The following is a 20,653-nucleotide window of genomic DNA, read 5'->3' on the forward strand; positions in this document are numbered from 1 at the left end:
GCCGAATCGACGGCAATGGCAACAGCAACAGCAACAGCAACAGCAACAGCAACAGCAACAGCAACAGCAACAGCAACAGCGGGCATACCGTGGGATGGCGGGGTGGGTCCGGTTGCGGGGGACGCCGTAAACCCATCCTTGGGGGCTTGGCCGCGGCATCCATGCCGCGGACACCCCGCAATCCGACACCGCCCCGCCTTCGACAGGTTCCCGGTGACGGTTGGATTTGTTCCGGTAGATCCACGCCATGCGTGGATGGATCTCATTCGAAGTCGAATATTTCGACAATTGAACGAAGAGCATCCACGCGTGGCGTGGATCTACGTGTCGACCAAGGTCGACACCCACCAGGAGCAGGCCATGCCATTCCGACAGATCGCGGAAACCTGTCGAAGGCGGGGTGGGTCCGGTTGCGGGGGTGTCCGCGGCATGGATGCCGCGACCGAGCTTACATGGACGTACTTGCAGCGGCCCCTGCAACCGGACCCACCCCGCCATCCCACGGTATGCCCGCTGTTGCTGTTGCTGTTGCTGTTGCCATTGCCGTCGATTCGGCGGGTGCAGGGCGCAGCCCTGCCGACCCCCCAACCTGAACAGCCTGTTTTGCGTCAGGTCTCATCCTTCCGCTAGACTATGTGGGTCTGCAGCGGCCGTCCGTTTCCCTCCGGGATCGCCGGCGACCGGGGTTCGCCCCATCGCCCGCCCCCACTCCGACGCCGTTCGTCACGCATTCCAGCCTGCGCTTCGCGCCGGCTGCACCCAATTCTCGCAGCGCGGTTCACGGGAACGCTCCGAGTCAGCCGATCAGTTTGATCTGCCCCCGTCTGTCCGTTCGGACAGGCGTTAACTGTACTTGGAGCAATCTCGATGTCTTTTGAATCCCTGGGCCTTGCGCCCTTCCTGCTGCGTGCGCTCGCCGAGCAGGGCTACGAAACCCCGACCCCGATCCAGCAGCAGGCGATCCCGCTGGTGCTGGCCGGTCGCGACCTGCTGGCCGGCGCACAGACCGGCACCGGCAAGACCGCCGCGTTCGGCCTGCCGCTGCTGCAGCACCTGGGCACCGCTTCGCAGGAAGTGCGCACCGGCCCGCGCAAGCCGCGCGCGCTGATCCTGGCACCGACCCGCGAACTGGCCACCCAGGTGCATGACAGCCTGCGCGGTTACAGCAAGTACCTGCGCATCCCCAGCGCCTGCATCTACGGCGGTGTCGGCATGGGCAACCAGCTGGACATCCTGCGTCGCGGCGTGGACCTGCTGGTGGCGTGCCCGGGCCGCCTGATCGACCACCTGGAGCGTCGCAGCATCGACCTGTCCGGCATTGAACTGCTGGTGCTGGACGAAGCCGACCGCATGCTGGACATGGGCTTCCTGCCCTCGATCAAGCGCATCCTGGCCAAGCTGCCCAAGCAGAACCGCCAGACCCTGCTGTTCTCGGCCACCTTCGAGGACAACATCCGGCAGTTGGCGCTGGAGTTCATGCGCAACCCGGAACAGATCCAGGTCACGCCGAAGAACACCGTGGCCGAGACCATCACCCACAAGGTGCATCCGGTCGATGCCAGCCGCAAGCGCGACCTGCTGCTGCACCTGTTGGCGCAGGACAGCCGCGAGCAGACCCTGGTCTTTGCCCGCACCAAGCATGGCAGCGACAAGCTGGCTGCGTTCCTGGAAAAGTCCGGCATCAAGACCGCGGCGATCCACGGCAACAAGAGCCAGGGCCAGCGCCTGCGTGCGCTCGGCGACTTCAAGGCTGGCCGTGTCACCGTGCTGGTGGCCACCGACATCGCCGCGCGCGGCATCGACATCAACGAGCTGCCGAAGGTGATCAACTTCGATCTGCCGATGGTGGCCGAAGACTACGTGCACCGCATTGGCCGTACCGGCCGCAACGGTGCAACCGGCGAAGCCATTTCGCTGGTTGCGCAGGATGAAGTGAAGCTGCTGCGCGCGATCGTGCGCCTGCTCGGCCGCGACATGGACATCCGCGATGTGCCGGGCTTCGAGCTGCAGACGCCGATCCGCTGGGGCAACAGTGCTCCGGGCAAGGCCGAGGCCGATACCGGCGAGCGCGTGCCGCGCAAGACCCATGCGCGCCGTCCGCACGGCGATGCGCCGCGTCATGCCCATGCAGGCCCTAAGAAGGCCGGCGGTGGCCGCCGCGAAGGCGGTGGCAACGGCCAGCAGCGCGCAGGCGCAGGTGCCGGTCAGGGCCAGCGTCGCGGTGGCGGTGCCAATACGGGTGGCGGTCGTGGCCGCGGCCAGGGTGGCGGTGGCGGTCGCGCCAGCTGATCCCAGCTGACAGGGATGGCGTCTCCCGCTGCGCGGGGGCTGCTTATCGGGGGACGACGCTTACGCGTCGTCCCTTTTTTGTTGCGGGCTACCGGATGGTTTGAAAGCTGGCGGTGGGTTGCGTCGAGGGCGGATGGGCGTAGGGGCAGCGCAAAACACGCCGTAAACCCATCCATGGGGGCTCGATCGGCGCATCCATGCGCCTCACGGTTTTGCGCTGCCCCTACGCCCATCCGCTTCAATCATCACCAGCGCCTTCTTGTACCGCCGGGTAGCCAGGAGAAGAAGGATCAAATTCAAAGACAAAAGCAAAAGCCGGAATTGCAGCCTTTGCTTTTGCTTTCGCCCTTGCTCCCGCCTTGGGTTTGATGCGTCCGCGCCCGCGGGAAACCATCGAGGGGAGGCCGGGCGGGGTGCGCAGGACCGTTGGCGCCATGGATGGCGCCATCGAGCCCCCAGGGACGGGTTTACGGCGTGTCCTGCGCAGCCCGCCCGGCCTCCCCCACACGCATCAATCGAAGCGCGTAATGCCTCAACCCCGCGCTTTCGCCGGATTCACCAGATTCCCGAAGAAGATCGCGTTGATCAGCATCCGATCAGTGCCATGCCAGTACTTGCGATGCGCCGGATCATCAGCAAACAGGATCACATTGCCCTGCCCCTGCGCCGACACCAGCAGCCACGCACTGCCAGCCACGCGACTGCGGTTGCGCTCGGACAGATACCCGTTCACGCGCGGCGTGTCGTCGATCCGCACCACCGTGGAAAACCCGTTCGTGCTCGGCTGCAGGATGACCGTGTTCTCCTTGTTGATCGCCAGTTGCCGGCGCGGCACGCCGAACGCCAGGGGATGGCTGGGGTCGACGTCGGCACTGAGGATGTTGCCGCTGACACGCTCGATCGCGGCGATATCGCGCTGGTCACCGAAGGCGCGGCGCGCGGTGTCTGTTGCTTCCTCGTCCTTGCCCAGCTTCTCGCCGTCGGCAAGTTTCTGTTCGATCGCCCACTTCGATGCGCTGCCATAGGTGACCAGCGACCCGCCGGCCTGGATCCAGCGCTTCAATGCCGCTACCGCGGTCGCGTCGATGCCCGTATAGGTGCCGCCGGACAGCACGATCGTGGTGTAGCGATCCAGCGATACCTTGCCCAGCTGCTGCGGGTCCAACTTGCTGGCCGGCAGGCGCAGCTGCTGGTCGAGCAGGAACCAGGCCGAACCGATTTCGGTGGCGGCCACGCCCTCGCCCATCACCAGCGCGACGGAGGGCTTGCGCAGTGCCTTGACGCCATCACTGCCAAGATCGATGCCATCGCGGCTGCGGCCACTGGACAGCGCATGCACCTGCACGCCAGCGACGCGCGCGGCGGCGGCGACCGCCTCCTGCAACGCCGCGCCCTGCAGCGGCTGCCCGGCCACCGGTACCACGATGCTGCCGCCGGCAAAGGCCACGTCTCCCTGCGCAGTGCTGGCGGTGAACGGCTGGAAGGTGGCACGCGTGGACAAGCCCTTGGCCTGCAGGCCCGCCAGTGCGCGGCCCGCGTTGTAGTCGCGCCAGTCGATCACGTAGGCAAAGCCCGCCTCACCGCCAATCACCCCGCCCTGTACTGCGGGAACCTCGACTACGCGGGCGCCGCCATCGATGCGGCTGCGGCTGCCGGCAAAGGCCACGCCGTAGGCAGGGGCGATCGCGTAGCTGGTGCTGCCGTAGAACACGTCGCCCTTGATCGGCGGGGTCTCGGCGAAGATCGAATGGACCAGGCGGAACTGCGCCTGCTGCACCGGCACCACGTAGGCGCTGCCCGCTTCGAAACGCTGGCCATCTACGCTGACGGCGCGGTCCAGTGCATGCACTTCAATCCTGTGCAGCAACAGCAGTTCCAGCAGGCGTCGGGTCAATGCCGGATCATGCGCGTCGCCGAACACGAAGCTCTTCACCGGCTGTTGTGCGGCCTGCTTCAGCGCGCTCTGGAAGAAACTCTTCTGCAGATCGAACAGGGCGCTGCGCTCGGTCACCGCACCGCGCACCGTGCCCAAGCCGGTGGCAACCTGGTTGCGGATGGTGAACGGGAACGTCAGCAGGCCATTCACCGATTCCTGCACGCGACCGCGCGAGCTGGCCTGCTCCACGGTGACGCCGACCGCGCCGTGGAAATCCGGATAGGTCGAGCCGTACACGGGCGAGAAATTGTCGAAATTCTCACCGGTGTAGTACAGAGAACCCAGCGCATCGAGCGCCTGGGCGTGGTACTTGGCCAGGGTCTTGTTGAACTCGTACGACGCTGCCGGGATCAACGGACTATGCATGCTCTTCGGCGATGGCTCGAAGTAGTACGTGCTGTCCTTGCCCATCTCGTGGAAGTCGATCTGCACGTTCGGGTACCACTGGTGGAACTGCGCCACCTTCGGCTGCGAATCCTGCTGCGTCAGTGCCAGCCAATCGCGGTTGAGATCGGTGAAGTAGTGGTTGGTACGGCCCTGCGGGAACGGTTCGACGTGTTCCTTGTCGGCCGGATCGGCCGAGGCCGGATCGGACGCCCAGGCGTTGTGCCAGTTGGCGGCGCGATCGCGGCCGTCGGGATTCTGCGCCGGGTCGAACAGCACCACTGCCTGCTGCAGCCACTGCTGCGTTTCCGCGCTGCGGTTGGCCACCAGGTAGTAGGCGGTCAGCATCGCCGCTTCGCCACTGGAAGTCTCGTTGCCGTGCACGCTGTAGCCCAGCCACACCACCACCGGGCTGTCACCGGCAGCGCTGCGCGGCTGCGCCGGGTCGGCCAGGGTCGCGTGCTGCTGGCGGATCTGTTCCAGCCGCGCGTGGTTGCCTGCAGCAGTGACCGTGGCGATCAGCAGCGGTCGGCCCTCATAGCTGCGGCCGATCTCGCGCACGCTGATCTTGTCCGAGTGCTTGGCCAGCTCCTGGAAGTAAGCGACCAGCTGGTCATGGCGGGTGTAGCGGCTGCCGATCGGATAGCCGAGGAACTGCTCCGGCGTGGGAATGGCGGTATCGAATGTCGCGGCATCGGTGGTCTGCGGGAAGAAATAGGCGCTCTGCGCATGTACCGCAGGCGGCAACGATACGGCGGTGGCGACGGCGAGCAACAACGGGAAAACGGCACGGCGGTGGAAGGACACGGTGACTCCCCTGGAACATGGCAACACGGCCGGCCACACAGGGTGGCCGGCCGCGGCGGGTGGATCAGAAGCGGTAGTCGAAGCCCAGCGTGAAGTAGCGGCCACGCAGGTCGTACTGGCTGAAGTCGTACGGCGCGCGGATGCCCGGGAACGAGGCGTCGTACGGCGGCGTCTTGTCACCCAGGTTCTGCACCTTGGCGTACACGGTCAGGTTCTCGATGCCGGTGTAGCCCAGGTAGAGATCGAACTGGTTGTAGGCGTCGACGCGGCTCTGCACCGCAGCTGCAGCGGTGCTGGCCTTCTGGTCGTAGCCACTGGTGTAGTACCAGGTCACCGCGGCGGTGTAGTCGCTGTACTTCCAGTCCAGGGTGGTGGTGGCCTTGTTCTTCGGCAGGGTGGCGCCGAGGTTGCTGCCGGCATAGTCCACCAGCGGGCCACCGACCACGGTCGGGCGCCGGTAGTCGCGCACGTGGGTGTAGGCCGAGGTCACGGTGAAGTCACCGAAGGCGGTGGTCGGGATGCGCTGGCGCAGCTCGACGTCGATGCCCGAGGTCTTCAGCTCGCTCAGGTTCTGGTAGCGGTTGTAGACCGCCTGCAGCTTGCCGCGCTCATCGCGCTGCACGGCACCGGCGACGTTGTCGTTGACCAGGGTCTGGGTGTTGTTGGTACCGACCAGGTTGTCCAGCTGGATACGGTAGTAGTCGATGCTCAGGTTGGTGTTCGCCCACGGCGACAGCACCACGCCGAAGTTCACGCTCTTGGTGCGCTCCGGCTTCAGGTCGCTGTTGCCGACGGTGAAGAAGGTCGGGTTCTGCCGCGAGCCCGGCACGTCCGGATCACGCGGGTCGACCACGCTGCCGTAGGCGATGCTGGTGCTGTTGGAGTTCTCCGACAGCGACGGGGCACGGAAGCCCTTCGACGCCGAGGCACGCACCAGCAGGAAATCCAGCGGCTGCCAGCGCAGGCCGAGCTTGGGTGAGAACGCGTCGCCGAAATCATCGTAATGATCGGCGCGGGCGGCGGCGGACAGTTCCAGGGTCGAGGCCAGCGGCACGTTGACCTCGGCGTAGGCGGCGCTGACCTTGCGCTCGCCATGCACTTCGGCGATTGCCGGGCGCACCTGCAGGCCGGCATCGATCTGCCACGGGTTGTTCGAATCAAGCTTCTCGCGGCGCCATTCGGCACCGGCGGCGAAACCGATGTCGCCGGCCCAGGTGTGGCCGAGACTGCCGGAGATCTTCGCATCGATGCCCTGCAGCACCGACTCGGCCGGACGCAGGGTGGCGATGTTGATCGAATCGCGCACCGACTGCGGCGTCGCGGCCGGGTTCAGCAGGTTGTAGCTGCCGGTGGCCAGTGCATTGGCCAGTGCCCAGCGGTTGGCGAAGCCGCCGGAGACGGTTTCGCGCTCGCTGCTGCGCGCGCCGAACGCGGCCACTTCCCAGTCCCACTTCTCGGTGTTGCCACGCAGCCCGAACACACCGCGATAGGCGGTGGACCGGTTGGTCTTGATGGTGCCGCCGAGGTCGAAGAAGGTGTATTCGATGGGGATCGCGCGGCCGTACGGGTTGTACGGGTTGCTGGCCGGCAGGTTGGACGACACCGGCTCGGCCAGGCCGGTCTGCGCGTTCAGCGCGAAGCGACCGCTTTCCAGGGTGAAGAACGGGCTGCTGCCGAACCAGGCAGCACTCTTGATCTGGCTGTACAGCACTTCGCCGAACGCTTCGACGTTGTCGCCGAGGCGGAACGTGCCGTTGGCGTAGGCCTGGTAGCGCTTGGTGGACGGAATCAGGGTGGTGTACGGGGCCTGGTTGAAGCCGCAGGTATCACCGGCCAGACCGTCGATCGGCGCGCTGGCCACGCGGGTGGTGCCGGTGGGGCAGTTGCCGTTGGCATCGAGCATCGGCACGGAGGTGCCATTGACCAGATAGCGTGCGCCCTTGGCCGACCAGCCGTTCCAGCGGCCGCCGGGCTGGTCGCTGTAGATACCGCTCTTGGTCAGGTTGCGCTCGTCCTGGTCCAGTCGCTCACGGTTGTAGGCCTGCAGGCTGAAGAGGATGTTGTAGCCGTCCTTGTCGATGTCGCCCAGGCCACCAACGAACTTCAGGTTCTGCTCGTGCAGGCCGCCCTGGTCGGCGCCGCCGAAGCTGCCGCCGATCTCGGCGCCTTCGAAGTTCTGCCGGGTGATGATGTTGACCACGCCGGCCACCGCATCGCTGCCGTACACCGCCGATGCACCGTCCTTGAGCACTTCGATGCGTTCGACGGCCACCAGCGGCAGCGCGTTGAGATCGACGAAGGTGTCCGACAGGCCGCCGGCCGGGAAGCCGTAGTTGGCCAGGCGGCGGCCGTTGAGCAGCACCAGCGTGTTCTTCTGCGAAAGACCGCGCAGGCCGATGCCGGCCGAGCCCGAGGCCCAACCGTTGTTGGTGGTCTCGTTGCTGGCATTGCCGGTGTTGGCCGAGATCGAACGCAGCACATCGGCCACGGTGGCCTTGCCGGTCTGTTCCAGCTGCTGGCGGCCGATCACCTGCACCGGGTTGGAGGCTTCGGTATCGGCGCGTTTGATGTTGGAACCGGTGACGCGCACGGCAGCCAGGGTGCTGGCTTCGCCGCTGGCGTCGGCGGGGGTTTCGGCGGCGGCAGACAAAGGCGCGGCCAGAGCGACGGCCAGGGCCGCCACGAGCAGAGTGTGCTGGGGCATGACGATGTGGGGGAGGTAGTGGAAGGACGAGGTAAGTTCCGCAGTAATCCATGCCTGGCCGGGGTGCGGCCAATAACATCTCTTCATACGGATATAAGAGAAACTATCATCTCTTCATCCGGATGGAAAGAATTTCTTCACAGGAAGGCAACGCAAAGCCGGGCTGATCGGCCGCCCGCGGCGTACAATCGCGCCATGGAAATCTTCAAAGTCTTCATGCTCGAGGCGGCGCACCGCCTCCCCAACGTGCCGCCGGGGCACAAGTGCGCGCGCCTGCACGGCCACTCCTTCCGGGTGGAACTGAAAGTCGAGGGCGAGCCGGGCGCGCAGACCGGCTGGATCATGGATTTCGGTGACGTGAAGGCGGCTTTCCAGCCGATCTACGACCGCCTGGACCACCATTACCTCAATGACATCCCCGGCCTGGAGAACCCGACCAGCGAGAATCTGGCCGTGTGGATCTGGAACGAGCTCAAGCCCACCCTGCCGGCATTGAGCGAGATCACCGTGCACGAAACCTGCACCTCGGGCTGCCGTTACCGCGGCCCTGCCGCCTGATCAACCCATTGATCTGAAAGGCCTCAAGGCGCCGGAGACGGTGCCTTCGTGATTTTTGTTGCATTGCCGCATGATCGGCGTATGCTGCATTGCATCAATACAAATGCACGGCGGATGCGACTGGCAGGCAACAGCCACCGGCGCGACGCCCACGCTCATTGCATGGGTCCCTCCCCCCATGCAATCCGGACCCGGCAGATCCCTCCCTCTGCCGGGTCTTTTTTTGCCTGGCGTCTGGATTCCAGAGCGCTCCTTCGTCTGGAAGCTCTGCGAACTGATGGGCCCCGCCGGGGCAGGTAGGGGTTTGGGCAAATGTCCCCCGGCGCCGGCCGTTGGCCGCCACCTCCTCCTTTACTTTGCCCAGACCCCTACCTGCCCCGACGAGGCTCGGCTTGCGGCACCAGATGCGCAGATCGCTGCTTTCCTGAGGCCACCGAAGATCTCCCCACGCAGGGCGGAGGCCCTTGCGTGCGAAGTAAAGGGGGAGGCGGTGGCCGCAGGCCGGCGCCGGAGGACATTCGCACGCAAGGGCCTCCGCCCTGCGCCGCGCAGATGTGCCGCGCAGAATCGATCGGCCACGCAAGGAGCGCTCAGCGCCCGCGGTTGCCGTGCCAGTGCTGGTACCACGCCTGGAACATCAACACGTTCCACAGGTGCGTATGCCATTTGCGCTCGCCGCGCAGGAACGCCTCCCAGATCGCGCGCACGCGTACTGCATCGAAGCACCCCTGGTTGCGCAGCAGCTGCGGGTCGAGCAAGGCTTCCGCCCAGTCGCGCAGCGGGCCGGCCAGCCAGCGTGCCATCGGTGGGCCGAAACCGCGCTTGGGGCGATAGACCAGCGGCGCGGGCAGATAGCGCGCCAGCAGATGCTTGAGGATCCGCTTGTGCTCACCGTCGTGGTACTTCAGGTGCTGCGGCAGGCGCCAGGCCAGGCGTATGACCTCCATGTCCAGCAACGGCGAGCGCGTCTCCACGCCGGCCGCCATGCCGGCACGGTCAACCTTGGCAAGAATCCCCTCGGCCAGGTCCATGCGGAAATCCAGCAGCTGGATGCGCGCTTCTGCCGGCAGTGCGGTGTCCTGCTGCTGGAAGATCGTCGCTGGCTCGCGTGCGCCCAGTACCACCTGGGTCGGCTGCCGCCAGCGGGTGACGCGCTGCAGGTAATGCCCCTCCACGTCGTTGGCGGCCACCTCGGCCACCAGTGCCCGCCAACCGCCAAGCCGACCACGCTCGACGTTCAAGCGGCTGCTGCCACGCCGTGCAAGATCACGTACCCAGTCCGGCAGGCCACCGCACAGGCGCGCATTGCGCAGTGCGCGGCCATAGCTGGGGTGGCCGAAGAACAGCTCGTCGCCGCCGTCGCCGGTCAACGCCACCGGCTTGCGCGCGCCGAGCAGCTCGCTGGCCAGCAGGGTGGGCAGCTGCGAGGCATCGGCGAACGGTTCGCACCAGACCTGCGGCAAGCGCTGCAGCAGATCCAGGCCCTGCCGGCTGTCCATCCTGTGCAGGTGGTGATGCACGCCCAGGTGGCGGGCCACCTGCGAGGCCCAGTCGCTCTCGTCGTGACCGGGGTCGTCGAAACCTACCGTCCATGCTTCTACCGGCAACGCCGACTGGGCCTGCATCATCGCCACCACCAGCGACGAATCGGTGCCACCGGACAGGAACGCACCGCAGGCCACGGGTGAATGCATGCGCGTGGCGATCGCCTGCTGCAGCACCACCTCCAACTGGTCGGTGGCCTGCTCCAAGCTGGGCGCCGGCTGCAACGGCTGCTGCAGCGCGGATTGCATCGCATCGCGCGCGCACCAGTAGCGCAGGCCGCCCTGCGTGGCCTGCGTTGATCCGCCGGCGGCATGATCGTTGAGGTCCACGCGCAGCATCGCCCCGGCCACCAGCTTGTGGATGCCGCGATAGATGGTGTGCGGCGCCGGCACATAGTCATGGCGCAGCAGCAGGCTCAATGCATCCTGGTCGATGCTGGGAGCGAATCCGGCAAAGGCCTGCAGCGCCTTCAACTCCGAGGCAAACAGGAACTGGCCCTGGTACCAGCCGTAATACAGCGGCCGTTCGCCGACCGGGTCGCGCGCCAGCCAGAGCTCGTGCGCGTGGCGGTCCCAGACGCTGAACGCAAATGCCCCTTCGATGCGCGACAGCGCACGCTGCACGCCCCACTCGACGATGGCCTGCAGCAACAGGCGTGCATCGGTGCAGCTGCGTGGCAGGTCGCGCAGCTGCGACTGCAGGGCCGCCCGGTTGTAGATGCGGCCATCCAGGCACAGCACGTAGCGCCCGCAGCTGGAGCTGAGCGGCTGCAACGGCATGGCGGTCGGCGCACGGCAATGACCGAGGGCCAGCCCTGCGTCGGCATCGGTCCAGTACCCGATGCGACCACGGCCGCGCTGCTGCAGCGCCCGCAGCATCGGCGCCAGCTGCTGCAGCAACTGCTCATCATCGGCAGGCGGCAGCCAGGCCCCGACCACGCCGCTCATCGCTGGCCTCCATGGCAAGGGCAATCAAGGAAAAGCGCGGGACAGGAGGCGGACGGCATGAGGGCGGCACGCGGATGGGGAGAGCTGCCATGCTCGGCCCCGCCGAGCGCCACGTCAGTCGTAGCGCTGTCAGCGACCGTCACCGCAGGCGCGGCTTACGTAACGTTTTGTAACAACGCGATTGCTACCGTGCAGCCAAGTCGTTGCCCGGCCTGAGGCCCGGCCCGTGCGCCAGCAACCCCGGCTGAATGGCGCCCGCTCCCTGGACCCGAGCGGCCCGACAGCTGGGATAGCATCGCCGCGCTCGTGCCACGGCGGTACGGAAGCACCCCGGAGGCCTTGTAGATGCTGGATATCGTACTGGTTGAAGACGACGCTCGGCTGGGCACGATGGTCAGCGACTACCTGAAGCGCCACGGTTACCAGGTCGCCCACGAACGCTGCGGCCAGCGCGCGATCGCCCGGATCCTCAGCGAGAAGCCGGCGCTGGTCCTGCTCGACATCGGCCTGCCGGGCCAGGATGGTTTCGAAGTGTGTCGGCAGATCCGGCCCCACTATGACGGGATCATCTGCGTGCTGAGCGCCCGTACCGACAACATCGACCAGGTGCTGGGGCTGGAACTGGGCGCCGACGATTACATCGGCAAGCCGATCGAACCACGGGTGCTGCTGGCGCGGCTGCGCGCCCACCTGCGCCGCCACCGCCGGGTCGAGCCACGCGATGGCGCCCTGCGTTTCGGTGAATTGAGCATCGACCCGTCCACACGCAACGTGCACCTGCAGGGCCGCCTGCTGGAGCTGACCACTGCCGAGTTCGACCTGCTGTTCCTGCTGGCCGGCAACGCGGGCCAGATCCTCGACCGCGATGCGCTGCTGCGTGGCCTGCGCGGCATCGCCTTCGATGGCCTGGACCGCTCGATCGACGCACGCATCTCGCGCCTGCGGCGCAAGCTCGGCGACAACCCGGAACAGCCCGAGCGTATCAAGACCGTGCGCGGCCGTGGTTACCTGTTCAGCCGATCGGCATGGGGATGAAGCATCCGTCGTCGGCCATGCGTGGCCATGCCTTCCACTTCCTGCGCTACGGCATCGGTTTCCTCACCGCCCATCTGCTGCTGATCGTGCTCGGGCTGTGGGCCTGGGATGCGCTGCTGGAAGACCGCACCGAGGCCAGCCTGCAGGCGGAAATGCGCGGCCCGCACGCCATGCTGCAACATCGCTTCGCCGAAACGCCGCCGGCGCAATGGCCAGCCCTGGCACAACAGTTGGACAGCGATTTCGCCTATCCGCTGCAGCTGATGCCGCTGACCGAGGCTGCCGCGATACTGCCGGCGAAACAGCGCAAGGGCTTGCTCAACGGACACGTGCAGATCGAGCTGGACAGCATGCGCAGCCTGCAGCGCGTCGGCAACAGCAGCAGTGCGCTGATCCTGGGGCCGCTGGACCAGGCCCTGCCCGAAGAAGGCTGGCAGGACAGCGAAGCGTCCGGCGTGGCCATCATCCTGCTGATCCTGATGGTGGCGGTGGCATTGCCGATGTACGTGATGGTCTACCGGTTGTGGCGCGATGTCTCGCAGCTGGCGCAGACCGCACGACGGATGCGCGATGGCCAGCTCGACAGCCGGGCGCCACGCGCCGGTACCGCGCTGGTGCGGCCATTGGCCAAGGCGTTCAACCACATGGCCGAACAGCTGCAGCTGCTGCTGGACAGCCAGCGCGTGCTGGCCCAGGCGGTGGCGCACGAAGTACGCACACCGCTGGCACGCATGCGCTTCGGCCTGGCCGACCTGGAAGACACCGGACTGGACGACGCCCAGCGCGATGCGCTGTCCGGCCTGCGCATCGACATCGACCGGTTGCAGCACCTGACCGATGCGGGTGTCGAGTACGCCGCGCTCGGCCGCTGCCATCAGGTCACCCGCCAGCGCCTGCAACTGGCCGCGCTGGTACGCGGTGTGGTCGAGCAGTTCGCACCACTGACGATACCGGTGCAGCAGGACCTGTCACCGGCAGGGCTGGTCAACGTCAACCGGCACATGCTGGAACTGGCGCTGCGCAATCTGCTGGGCAACGCGCTGCGCTATGCGCGCCGGCAGATCCGCATCGTCAGCACGCTCAACGAGGGATGGCTATGCCTGCAGGTGGAGGACGACGGGCCCGGCATCGCCGTCGAACTGCGCAGCCAGGTGCTGCAGCCCTACGTGCGGCTGGACCTGGCCAGCCCGGGCTTCGGGCTGGGCCTGGCGCTGGTGCAGGTGGTGGCGGACAAGCACCGCGGCCACGTGGAAGTGGCCGATTCGGTGCTCGGCGGTGCCTGCATCCGGCTGCTGCTGCCGATGGAAAGCGGTGTTCCGCCACCGGCAGACAACGTCTAGTTCGCCTCGGCATCGGCACGCGGCAAGGCGAACACGAACAGCGCGCCCTGTTCGCTGTCGCGCAGTTCGATACGGCGGCCATGCAACTGCACGATGCGCTGCACGATCAGCAGGCCGAGCCCGCCGTTTTCGCCACGCCGCGCGCCCAGTGCCGCCGGCGCCTGGAACAGTTGCCCACGCAGCGCTGGCGGCACTCCGGGACCATCGTCCTGCACCGCCACCTGCACACTGTCGGGCAGCGCCGACAGCTGCACCTGCACGCGGCCCCCGTCCGGCGCATGCCGCAGCGCGTTGTCCAGCAGATTGGTCAGCACGCGCTCCACAAGACCCAGGTCGGCGCGCACCAGCGGCAGGCCCGGCGGGAAATCAGCGTGCAGGCGCTGCCCACGTGCCTGCGCGGCCAGCTCGAACTTCTGCAGTACGTCCTGCAGCAGTTCCGGCAGCGCGAACACTTCCCACTCCAGCCGCACTTCACCGTGCTCCAGCCGCGCCAGTTCGAACAGTGCCCGGGCCAGACGGCCGACCTTGGCGCTCTGCGCCAGCGCGATACCGAGATAGCGACGACGCTCCTGCGGCGACAGCGTGGCTTCTTTCAGCGCCAGCGTTTCCAGGTAACCGTGCAGCGAGGACAACGGCGTGCGCAGGTCGTGCGAGATGTTGGCCACCAGTTCGCGGCGCTGCAGGTCCTGCTGGCGAAGCTGCTGCCACTGCTCGCCCAGCCGTTGCGCCATCTGCGAATGGGCATGTTCGAGGATCTTCAGTTCATCGCGCTCGCCCGCGCGCAGCGGTACCGGCGCTGGCAGTGGCGTCGGTGCGTCGATGTCGAAGGCCTGTATGCGCCGGGTGACCTGGCGCAGGGGCCGGGTCACCCAGTAGAAGGCCACCAGGCCGGCAAGCAGGCCCAGCCCGCCGATCAGCAGCACCGACCACAGCGTGGTGTGCCATTGGCTGCCGGCGGCCAGATCGTCGGCCAGCATCTGCCGGTGTTCGCCCACCAGCACCACGTATACGTAACCCGCCTGCCGCCCCTGCACCACCAGCGGCGCGACACTGAACACCTTGCGGCCATCGGCACTGCGGGGATCGTCACCGAGGATCGGCAGCGGTGCACCGGACAGCAGGCGCCGCAGCGGTGCCACGTCCACCCGGCTGCGCACCAGGTGGCCGCTGGGCGCATCGTGGCCGAGGATGCGACCCTGCTCATCCAGCAGGTACACCTCGACACTGGGGTTGACCGCCATCAGCTGGCCGAACAATGCGCGCACCGCCGCATCGCGCATGCCGCTGGTGTCCATCAGCTCGCTGCGCTGGGCGATGTGCTCGGCCAACCCAAGCGACAGGCGCTGCACCACTTCCTGCTCATGCCGGGTATTGGTGCGCATCTGCCAGGCCAGCAGCGCCATGCAGCACGTCAGCATCAGCGCCGACATCACCAGCGCCAGTTTCTGCCACAGGTTCGGCTTGATCATGTGGCCGCCCCGGCCGGGTCGACCAGTTTGTAACCGCGCCCCCACACCGTCAGCAGGCGCCGCGGGTTGCCCGGGTCGGTCTCGATCTTGCTGCGCAGGCGGTTGATGTGGGTGTTGACCGTGTGCTCGTAACCGTCGTGCTGGTAGCCCCAGACCTGGTTGAGCAGTTCCATCCGCGCAAACACCTGGTCCGGGTGGCGGGCAAAGAACAGCAGCAGTTCGAACTCACGCGGGGTCAGTTCCAGTGCATTGCCATCGACGGCGGCAGTACGGGCGACCGGGTCCAGCCGCAGCCCCCCGAGTTCGATCGCCCCGGCATCGATGCGCGCGTTCTGTGCCATCGCCTCGGCGCGGCGCAGCAGCGCACGCACGCGCGCCACCAGCTCCGGCATCGAGAACGGCTTGGCCAGGTAGTCGTCCGCGCCCAGTTCCAGGCCGACGATGCGCTGGGTTTCACTGCCACGCGCACTGATGATGATGATCGGAACGTAGCGCGCCATCGCCCGTGCGCGCTGGCAGACCTGCAGACCGTCCACGCCCGGCAGCATCACGTCCAGTACCAGTGCATCCCACGGACCTTCCTGTTCGATCAGGCGCAGGCCGGCATCGCCGCTGGCGGCGTGTGCGACTTCATAGCCCTCATCACCCAGGTGCATGCGCAGCAGGTCGGCGATATGGGCATCGTCTTCAACGATCAGGACACGTTTGGCGGACATCGGCAGCTTCGGGCCAGTGGGGAGGCTGCCGGCATTGTGGCGCGGGAGCGGCGTGGATACCTCACGAAAAATTGAATCCTGCGTGAGGATTCGTTGACCGGAGGGGGCGCAGCATGGCCCCGTCGCCCCTTCCCGGAGTCCACCATGACCCTCACCCGCCGCCATCTGCTGGGCCTGGGCGGTGCTGTCACCGCCGCCGGCCTGCTGGGCTTGGGCGCGTGCAGCCGCGCGGCGCCAGCCGTTGCCGAGGCACGGCCTTCGCGACAGTTCGAGGTGGTCCGCAGCGATGCCGAGTGGCGCCGGCTGCTGAGCCCGGCGCAGTACGCCGTGCTGCGCCAGCAGGCCACCGAGCGCCCCTGGAGCAGCCCGCTGAACAAGGAACATCGGCAGGGCACGTTCGCCTGTGTCGGCTGTGCGTTGCCGCTGTTCTCTTCGTCCACCAAGTTCGAAAGCCACACCGGCTGGCCCAGCTTCTGGGCGCCGCTGCACAACGCCATCGGCGAGGACCGTGACACCACCTTCGGCATGTTGCGGGTGGAAGCACATTGCCGCCGCTGTGGCGGCCATCTCGGCCATGTGTTCAACGACGGCCCGCGGCCGACCGGACTGCGCTACTGCATGAACGGCGCCGCGATGGCGTTCATGCCCGGGACTGCGCATCAGAACGCCGCTGGCGGCTGGCGCGTGCCGGTCGGTTCTTCCCCTGCTTCTGGAGCCTGATGATGCTGCTGTTGCTGCTTGCCTATCTCGGCGGCGTGCTGACCCTGCTCAGCCCGTGCATCCTGCCGGTGCTGCCGTTCGTGTTCGCACGCGCTGATCGTCCTTTCCTGCGCAGCACCCTGCCGCTGCTGCTGGGCATGGCACTGACCTTCACCGTGGTCGCCAGTCTGGCGGCGGTCGGCAGCCAGTGGGTGGCGCAGGCCAACCAGGTCGGCCGCTGGGTGGCATTGGTACTGATGGCGGTGTTCGCCATCGCGCTGCTGTGGCCGACCCTGGCCGACCACCTGCTGGCGCCGTTCCAGCGCATCGGCGCGCGCCTGAGCGCACGTGCCGACGCCGCGGATGCGGCTGGCCGTGGCGGCGCCTGGACCTCGCTGCTGATCGGCATCGCCACTGGCCTGCTGTGGGCCCCCTGCGCCGGTCCGATTCTCGGTCTGGTGCTGACCGGTGCCGCCCTGAACGGCGCCAGTGTCGGCACCAGTTCGCTGTTGCTGGCCTACGCGCTGGGCGCCGTCACCGCGCTGGCGCTGGCGGTGTGGGTGGGCGGCCGTGTGTTCCGCGCACTGCAGGCCCGGCTCGGCCTGGGTAATGTGGTGCGCCGGGTGCTGGGCGTGGCCGCGTTGCTGGCGGTTGTGGCGATCGGCCTGGGCTGGGACACCGGCCTGCTGACCCGCCTGTCCGCGGTCAGTACCGCACGCATCGAACAGGGCCTGCTCGATGCCGTGCCCGGCACGCAGCCGGCAGCACCACCGATGATGATGATGGCAGCCGGCCAGGCAGGCGCGCCGCTGCCGGTGGAAGGAACGCTACCCACGCTGGACGGCGCCACCGGGTGGCTCAACAGCCCGCCGCTGAGCCGCGAGCAGCTGCATGGCAAGGTCGTGCTGATCGACTTCTGGACCTATTCCTGCATCAACTGCCTGCGTGCGATGCCGTTCGTGCACGAGTGGGCGCAGCGCTACCGCAACCATGGCCTGGTGGTGATCGGCGTGCACACCCCGGAATTCGCGTTCGAGCGCGACCCGCGCAACGTGGTGAAGGCCGTGCAGCAGCTGAAGGTCGAGTACCCGGTCGCACTCGACAACCAGTATGCGATCTGGCGCGCGTTCAACAACCGCTACTGGCCGGCGCACTACTTCGTCGATGCGCAGGGCAACATCCGCGGGCATCAGTTCGGCGAGGGCAACTACGCGCACTCCGAACAGGTGATCCGCCGCCTGCTGGTGGAAGCCGGGCAGACCGAGCTGCCGCCGCCTGCTGATCCGGCCGCGGCTGACCTGCAGGGCGTGGCCACGCAGGCCGACATGGGCAACCTGCGCTCGCCGGAAACCTACCTGGGCCACGCACGTGCCGAGCAGTTCGCCTCGCCGGGCGGGCAGCGCGCCGACGCAGCATTCGGCTACACGCTGCCGTCCACCCTGGCGCTGAACCAATGGGGCCTGTCCGGACAGTGGCGGGTTAACGATGAGGCTGCACAACTGCAGCAGGCCGGCGGCCGCATCGCGTTCCAGTTCCACGCCCGCGACCTGCATCTGGTGCTGGCACCGGGCGAGGACGGCAAGCCGGTGCGCTTCCGCGTGCTGCTCGATGGCAAGCCACTGCCTGCGGCCGATGCCGGCGCCGACGTGGCCGCCGATGGCACCGGCACCGTCAACGAGCACCGCCTGTACCAGCTGATCCGCCAGCGCGGCACGATCGGTCCGCATCGTTTCGAGATCGAATTCCTCGACGCAGGCGTGCGGGCCTACGCCTTCACCTTCGGTTGAACCGGGAGCACACGATGAAACTCTCCTTCGAACAGGGCATTGCCGCCGGCGTCGCCGGCCTGGTCGCCACCGCGCTGGTCGCGGGTGTGCTGCTGGTGGACCACAGCGCGATCGCCGCCCCGGCCGAGCCCACCGCACAGCTGCAGGCCCTGCCTGCGCCCAGCGGTGATGCGGCGTTCCGCGATGACGCCAGCCACGCCAGCGTGGTCTTCGCCGGCGGTTGTTTCTGGGGCGTGCAGGGCGTGTTCCAGCACGTCAAAGGGGTGAGCAACGCGGTGTCCGGTTACATCGGAGGCAGTGCCGCCGACGCCCGCTATGAACGCGTCAGCGGTGGCCGCACCGGCCACGCCGAAGCGGTGAAGGTGGACTACGACCCGCGCCAGGTCAGCTATGGACAGTTGATGCAGGTGTTCTTCTCGGTGGTGCACGACCCGACCCAGCTCAACCGCCAGGGGCCCGATCATGGCAGCCAGTACCGCTCGGCGATCTTCGTCGAAGACGCGCGCCAGCAGGCAGCAAGCCGTGCGTACATCGGCCAGCTCGGCCAGGCGGGGAGCTACCGCGCGCCGATCGTGACCCAGGTGAGCAGCGGCCAGCGCTTCTACCCGGCCGAGAGTTACCACCAGAACTACATGAGCAACTACCCGCAGGCCGCGTACATCCGCTACTACGACGCGCCCAAGCTGACCGCGCTGGGCAAGCAGTTCCCGGCGCTGTACCGCCGCGATCCCGCGTTGGTGCCGATGCGGTGACACCCCGGGTAGTGCCGGCCGCCGGCCGGCAACCGCACCCTTCCGCAGCCGGGGATTTCCGGCCAGCGGCCGGCACCACCAAGGCATGAAAAAAGACGCACGGCCACAGGGCCGTGCGCTTGGGAAGTATCGACCCGGCCCCGATCAGGCCCGGCCGACAACGACATGCTAGGCTCGTCGGCATCATGGGTACAGAACCAGATGCGGGTCGAGTCGATGGATACAGAAGACACCACCACGATGATCCCACCCCGCTACCAGCGGCTGTCGGACGAGCTGGCTGAAGCCATCCACGGCGGGCGCCTGCCGGTCGGCAGCCGGTTGCCGTCGCTGCGGCAGATGGCATCGCAGCGCCAGCTCAGCCTGAACACCGTGATCGCGGCCTACCGTCAGCTGGAAGACGCCGGTCTGGTCATTCCGCGGCCGAAGGCGGGCTTCGAAGTGGCGCCGCGACTGTCGGTTCCGCAGCGCTCGCTACGTGATGCGCCGTCCGCGCCCACCGCCCCGCTGCAGCAGGTGCTGATGGCGCGGGTGCTGGAAGCGCAGCGGCGCCCCGGCGTGATCGACCTCGCCTTTGCCGGCCCGCGTGGGCGCCAGTTCTACCCGGGTGCGCAGCTGGCCCGGCACACCGCGCAGGTACTGCGCCATGGCCAGCAGACCGTGGAAACCTACGCCCGCCCCAATGGTTCGCCACGCTTGCTGGCGCAGATCGTGCGGCGTGGCCCGCGGATGGGCCTGCATACCCACCCCGAACGCCTGCTGCTGACCCATGGTGCGATGGAAGCACTGCAACTGGCACTGCGCGCGGTCACCCAGCCCGGCGATGCGGTCGGCATCGAAGCACCCTCGTACTTCAACCTGTATCCCCTGCTGACCACGCTGGGCCTGCAGCCGATCGAACTGCCCACCCATCCGCAGCGCGGCCTGGACGTGGATGCGCTGGAAGCGCTGCTGCAGCACACCCCTCTTGCGGCGCTGGTAGTGATGCCGACCGTGCACAACCCGCTGGGCTGCACGATGCCGATCGCCGACAAGCAGCGCTTGGCCGAACTGGTCAATGCACGCGAGTTGCCGCTGATCGAAGACGCGGTGTATGCGGAACTGCAGTTCAGCGAGCCACCGGCGCCCTTGCTGAAAGCGTTCGACCGCAACGGTTGGGTGATGGTGGTCGGTGGCTTTTCGAAGACACTGGCACCGGACTACCGCATCGGCTGGCTCGATGGCGGCCGCTTCGCCGAACGCATCGCGCTGCTCAAATTCCAGTCCACCGGCGGCGAACCGCAGCTGCTCGGTGATGCGGTGGCGGCCTACCTGGAAGCCGGCAGCTACGAGCACCACCTGCATCGCATGCGCCGGTTGTACCGCGAACAGGTCGGTCGCCTGCGGCAGCTGGTGGCCGAACATTTTCCGGCCGGCACCTGCGCCACCGAGCCGCAGGGAGGGTTCCTGCTGTGGCTGGAGTTGCCTGGCGTGGACACCCGGGAGCTGTTCGAGCGCGCGCTGGCAGAGGACATCGTGTTCATGCCGGGCCAGGTGTATTCGCGCGGTGCGCGCTACCGGCATTGCCTGCGGTTGTCGTGCTGCCAGACCCTGGACGCGCGCTTCATCGCTGCGGTGGAACGGTTGGGTGCGATCGCACGGGAGCTGGTGGCGGCAACACGGTAGTGCCGGCCAGCGGCCGGCGA

Annotated in this window: 14 protein-coding genes; 8 read left to right on the forward strand and 6 right to left on the reverse strand. The window is 67.4% G+C overall.

Annotated features, from left to right (window positions below):
* Positions 1-867 precede the first annotated feature (867 nt).
* Complete coding sequence (locus tag AC1DKR_RS19735) at positions 868-2,289, forward strand: DEAD/DEAH box helicase (RefSeq protein ID WP_394198627.1); 1,422 nt, start codon at positions 868-870, stop codon at positions 2,287-2,289.
* A 238-nt stretch (positions 2,290-2,527) separates the two neighbouring features.
* Here AC1DKR_RS19735 and AC1DKR_RS19740 read toward each other — a convergent pair whose 3' ends face one another.
* From AC1DKR_RS19740 to AC1DKR_RS19750, 3 genes are all read right to left on the reverse strand, one after another.
* On the reverse strand, positions 2,528-2,725 hold the full coding sequence (locus AC1DKR_RS19740) for a hypothetical protein (RefSeq protein WP_394198625.1): 198 nt from the start codon (positions 2,723-2,725) through the stop codon (positions 2,528-2,530).
* Between the two features lie 96 nt (positions 2,726-2,821).
* A complete protein-coding gene (locus AC1DKR_RS19745) occupies positions 2,822-5,416 on the reverse strand; it encodes a M14 family zinc carboxypeptidase (protein ID WP_478034648.1) in 2,595 nt (864 codons plus the stop codon).
* 64 nt (positions 5,417-5,480) lie between these two features.
* Positions 5,481-8,120 carry a TonB-dependent receptor plug domain-containing protein gene (locus AC1DKR_RS19750; RefSeq protein WP_336024441.1) on the reverse strand — a complete coding sequence of 880 codons (2,640 nt, stop codon included), beginning with the start codon at positions 8,118-8,120 and terminating at the stop codon, positions 5,481-5,483.
* A gap of 195 nt (positions 8,121-8,315) precedes the next feature.
* Here AC1DKR_RS19750 and queD point away from each other — a divergent pair, with 195 nt between their 5' ends.
* Positions 8,316-8,678, forward strand: coding sequence for a 6-carboxytetrahydropterin synthase QueD (gene queD / locus AC1DKR_RS19755; protein ID WP_025878441.1), 363 nt, complete (start codon positions 8,316-8,318; stop codon positions 8,676-8,678).
* A gap of 590 nt (positions 8,679-9,268) precedes the next feature.
* On the opposite strand, the gene asnB is transcribed toward queD, so the two are convergent.
* Positions 9,269-11,170 carry an asparagine synthase (glutamine-hydrolyzing) gene (gene asnB / locus AC1DKR_RS19760; RefSeq protein WP_478034650.1) on the reverse strand — a complete coding sequence of 634 codons (1,902 nt, stop codon included), beginning with the start codon at positions 11,168-11,170 and terminating at the stop codon, positions 9,269-9,271.
* Positions 11,171-11,515: 345 nt separating this feature from the next.
* On the opposite strand from asnB, the gene AC1DKR_RS19765 reads away from it, so the two are divergent.
* Both AC1DKR_RS19765 and AC1DKR_RS19770 read left to right on the forward strand, forming a co-directional pair.
* Entirely contained in the window at positions 11,516-12,205 is a 690-nt protein-coding gene (locus tag AC1DKR_RS19765; RefSeq protein WP_025878439.1) for a winged helix-turn-helix domain-containing protein, read from the forward strand.
* On the forward strand, positions 12,202-13,545 hold the full coding sequence (locus AC1DKR_RS19770; protein ID WP_099841841.1) for an ATP-binding protein: 1,344 nt from the start codon (positions 12,202-12,204) through the stop codon (positions 13,543-13,545). Before AC1DKR_RS19765 ends, AC1DKR_RS19770 begins: the two co-directional genes overlap by 4 nt.
* On the opposite strand, the gene AC1DKR_RS19775 is transcribed toward AC1DKR_RS19770, so the two are convergent.
* Both AC1DKR_RS19775 and AC1DKR_RS19780 read right to left on the reverse strand, forming a co-directional pair.
* Entirely contained in the window at positions 13,542-15,014 is a 1,473-nt protein-coding gene (locus AC1DKR_RS19775; RefSeq protein WP_049466079.1) for a sensor histidine kinase, read from the reverse strand. The genes AC1DKR_RS19770 and AC1DKR_RS19775 overlap by 4 nt on opposite strands.
* Positions 15,011-15,730, reverse strand: coding sequence for a response regulator transcription factor (locus tag AC1DKR_RS19780; RefSeq protein WP_032976390.1), 720 nt, complete (start codon positions 15,728-15,730; stop codon positions 15,011-15,013). The genes AC1DKR_RS19775 and AC1DKR_RS19780 overlap by 4 nt, the downstream gene beginning before the upstream one ends.
* A 144-nt stretch (positions 15,731-15,874) precedes the next feature.
* Here AC1DKR_RS19780 and msrB point away from each other — a divergent pair, with 144 nt between their 5' ends.
* From msrB to AC1DKR_RS19800, 4 genes are all read left to right on the forward strand, one after another.
* Positions 15,875-16,450 carry a peptide-methionine (R)-S-oxide reductase MsrB gene (gene msrB / locus AC1DKR_RS19785; protein ID WP_478034655.1) on the forward strand — a complete coding sequence of 192 codons (576 nt, stop codon included), beginning with the start codon at positions 15,875-15,877 and terminating at the stop codon, positions 16,448-16,450.
* A 2-nt stretch (positions 16,451-16,452) separates the two neighbouring features.
* On the forward strand, positions 16,453-18,216 hold the full coding sequence (locus AC1DKR_RS19790; protein WP_478034658.1) for a cytochrome c biogenesis protein DipZ: 1,764 nt from the start codon (positions 16,453-16,455) through the stop codon (positions 18,214-18,216).
* 14 nt (positions 18,217-18,230) lie between these two features.
* A complete protein-coding gene (gene msrA, locus AC1DKR_RS19795; protein ID WP_059065885.1) occupies positions 18,231-18,968 on the forward strand; it encodes a peptide-methionine (S)-S-oxide reductase MsrA in 738 nt (245 codons plus the stop codon).
* Between the two features lie 216 nt (positions 18,969-19,184).
* Positions 19,185-20,633 carry an aminotransferase-like domain-containing protein gene (locus AC1DKR_RS19800; RefSeq protein WP_312112665.1) on the forward strand — a complete coding sequence of 483 codons (1,449 nt, stop codon included), beginning with the start codon at positions 19,185-19,187 and terminating at the stop codon, positions 20,631-20,633.
* Positions 20,634-20,653 lie beyond the last annotated feature (20 nt).

The sequence above is a fragment of the Stenotrophomonas sp. 01N47 genome (assembly GCF_056399165.1).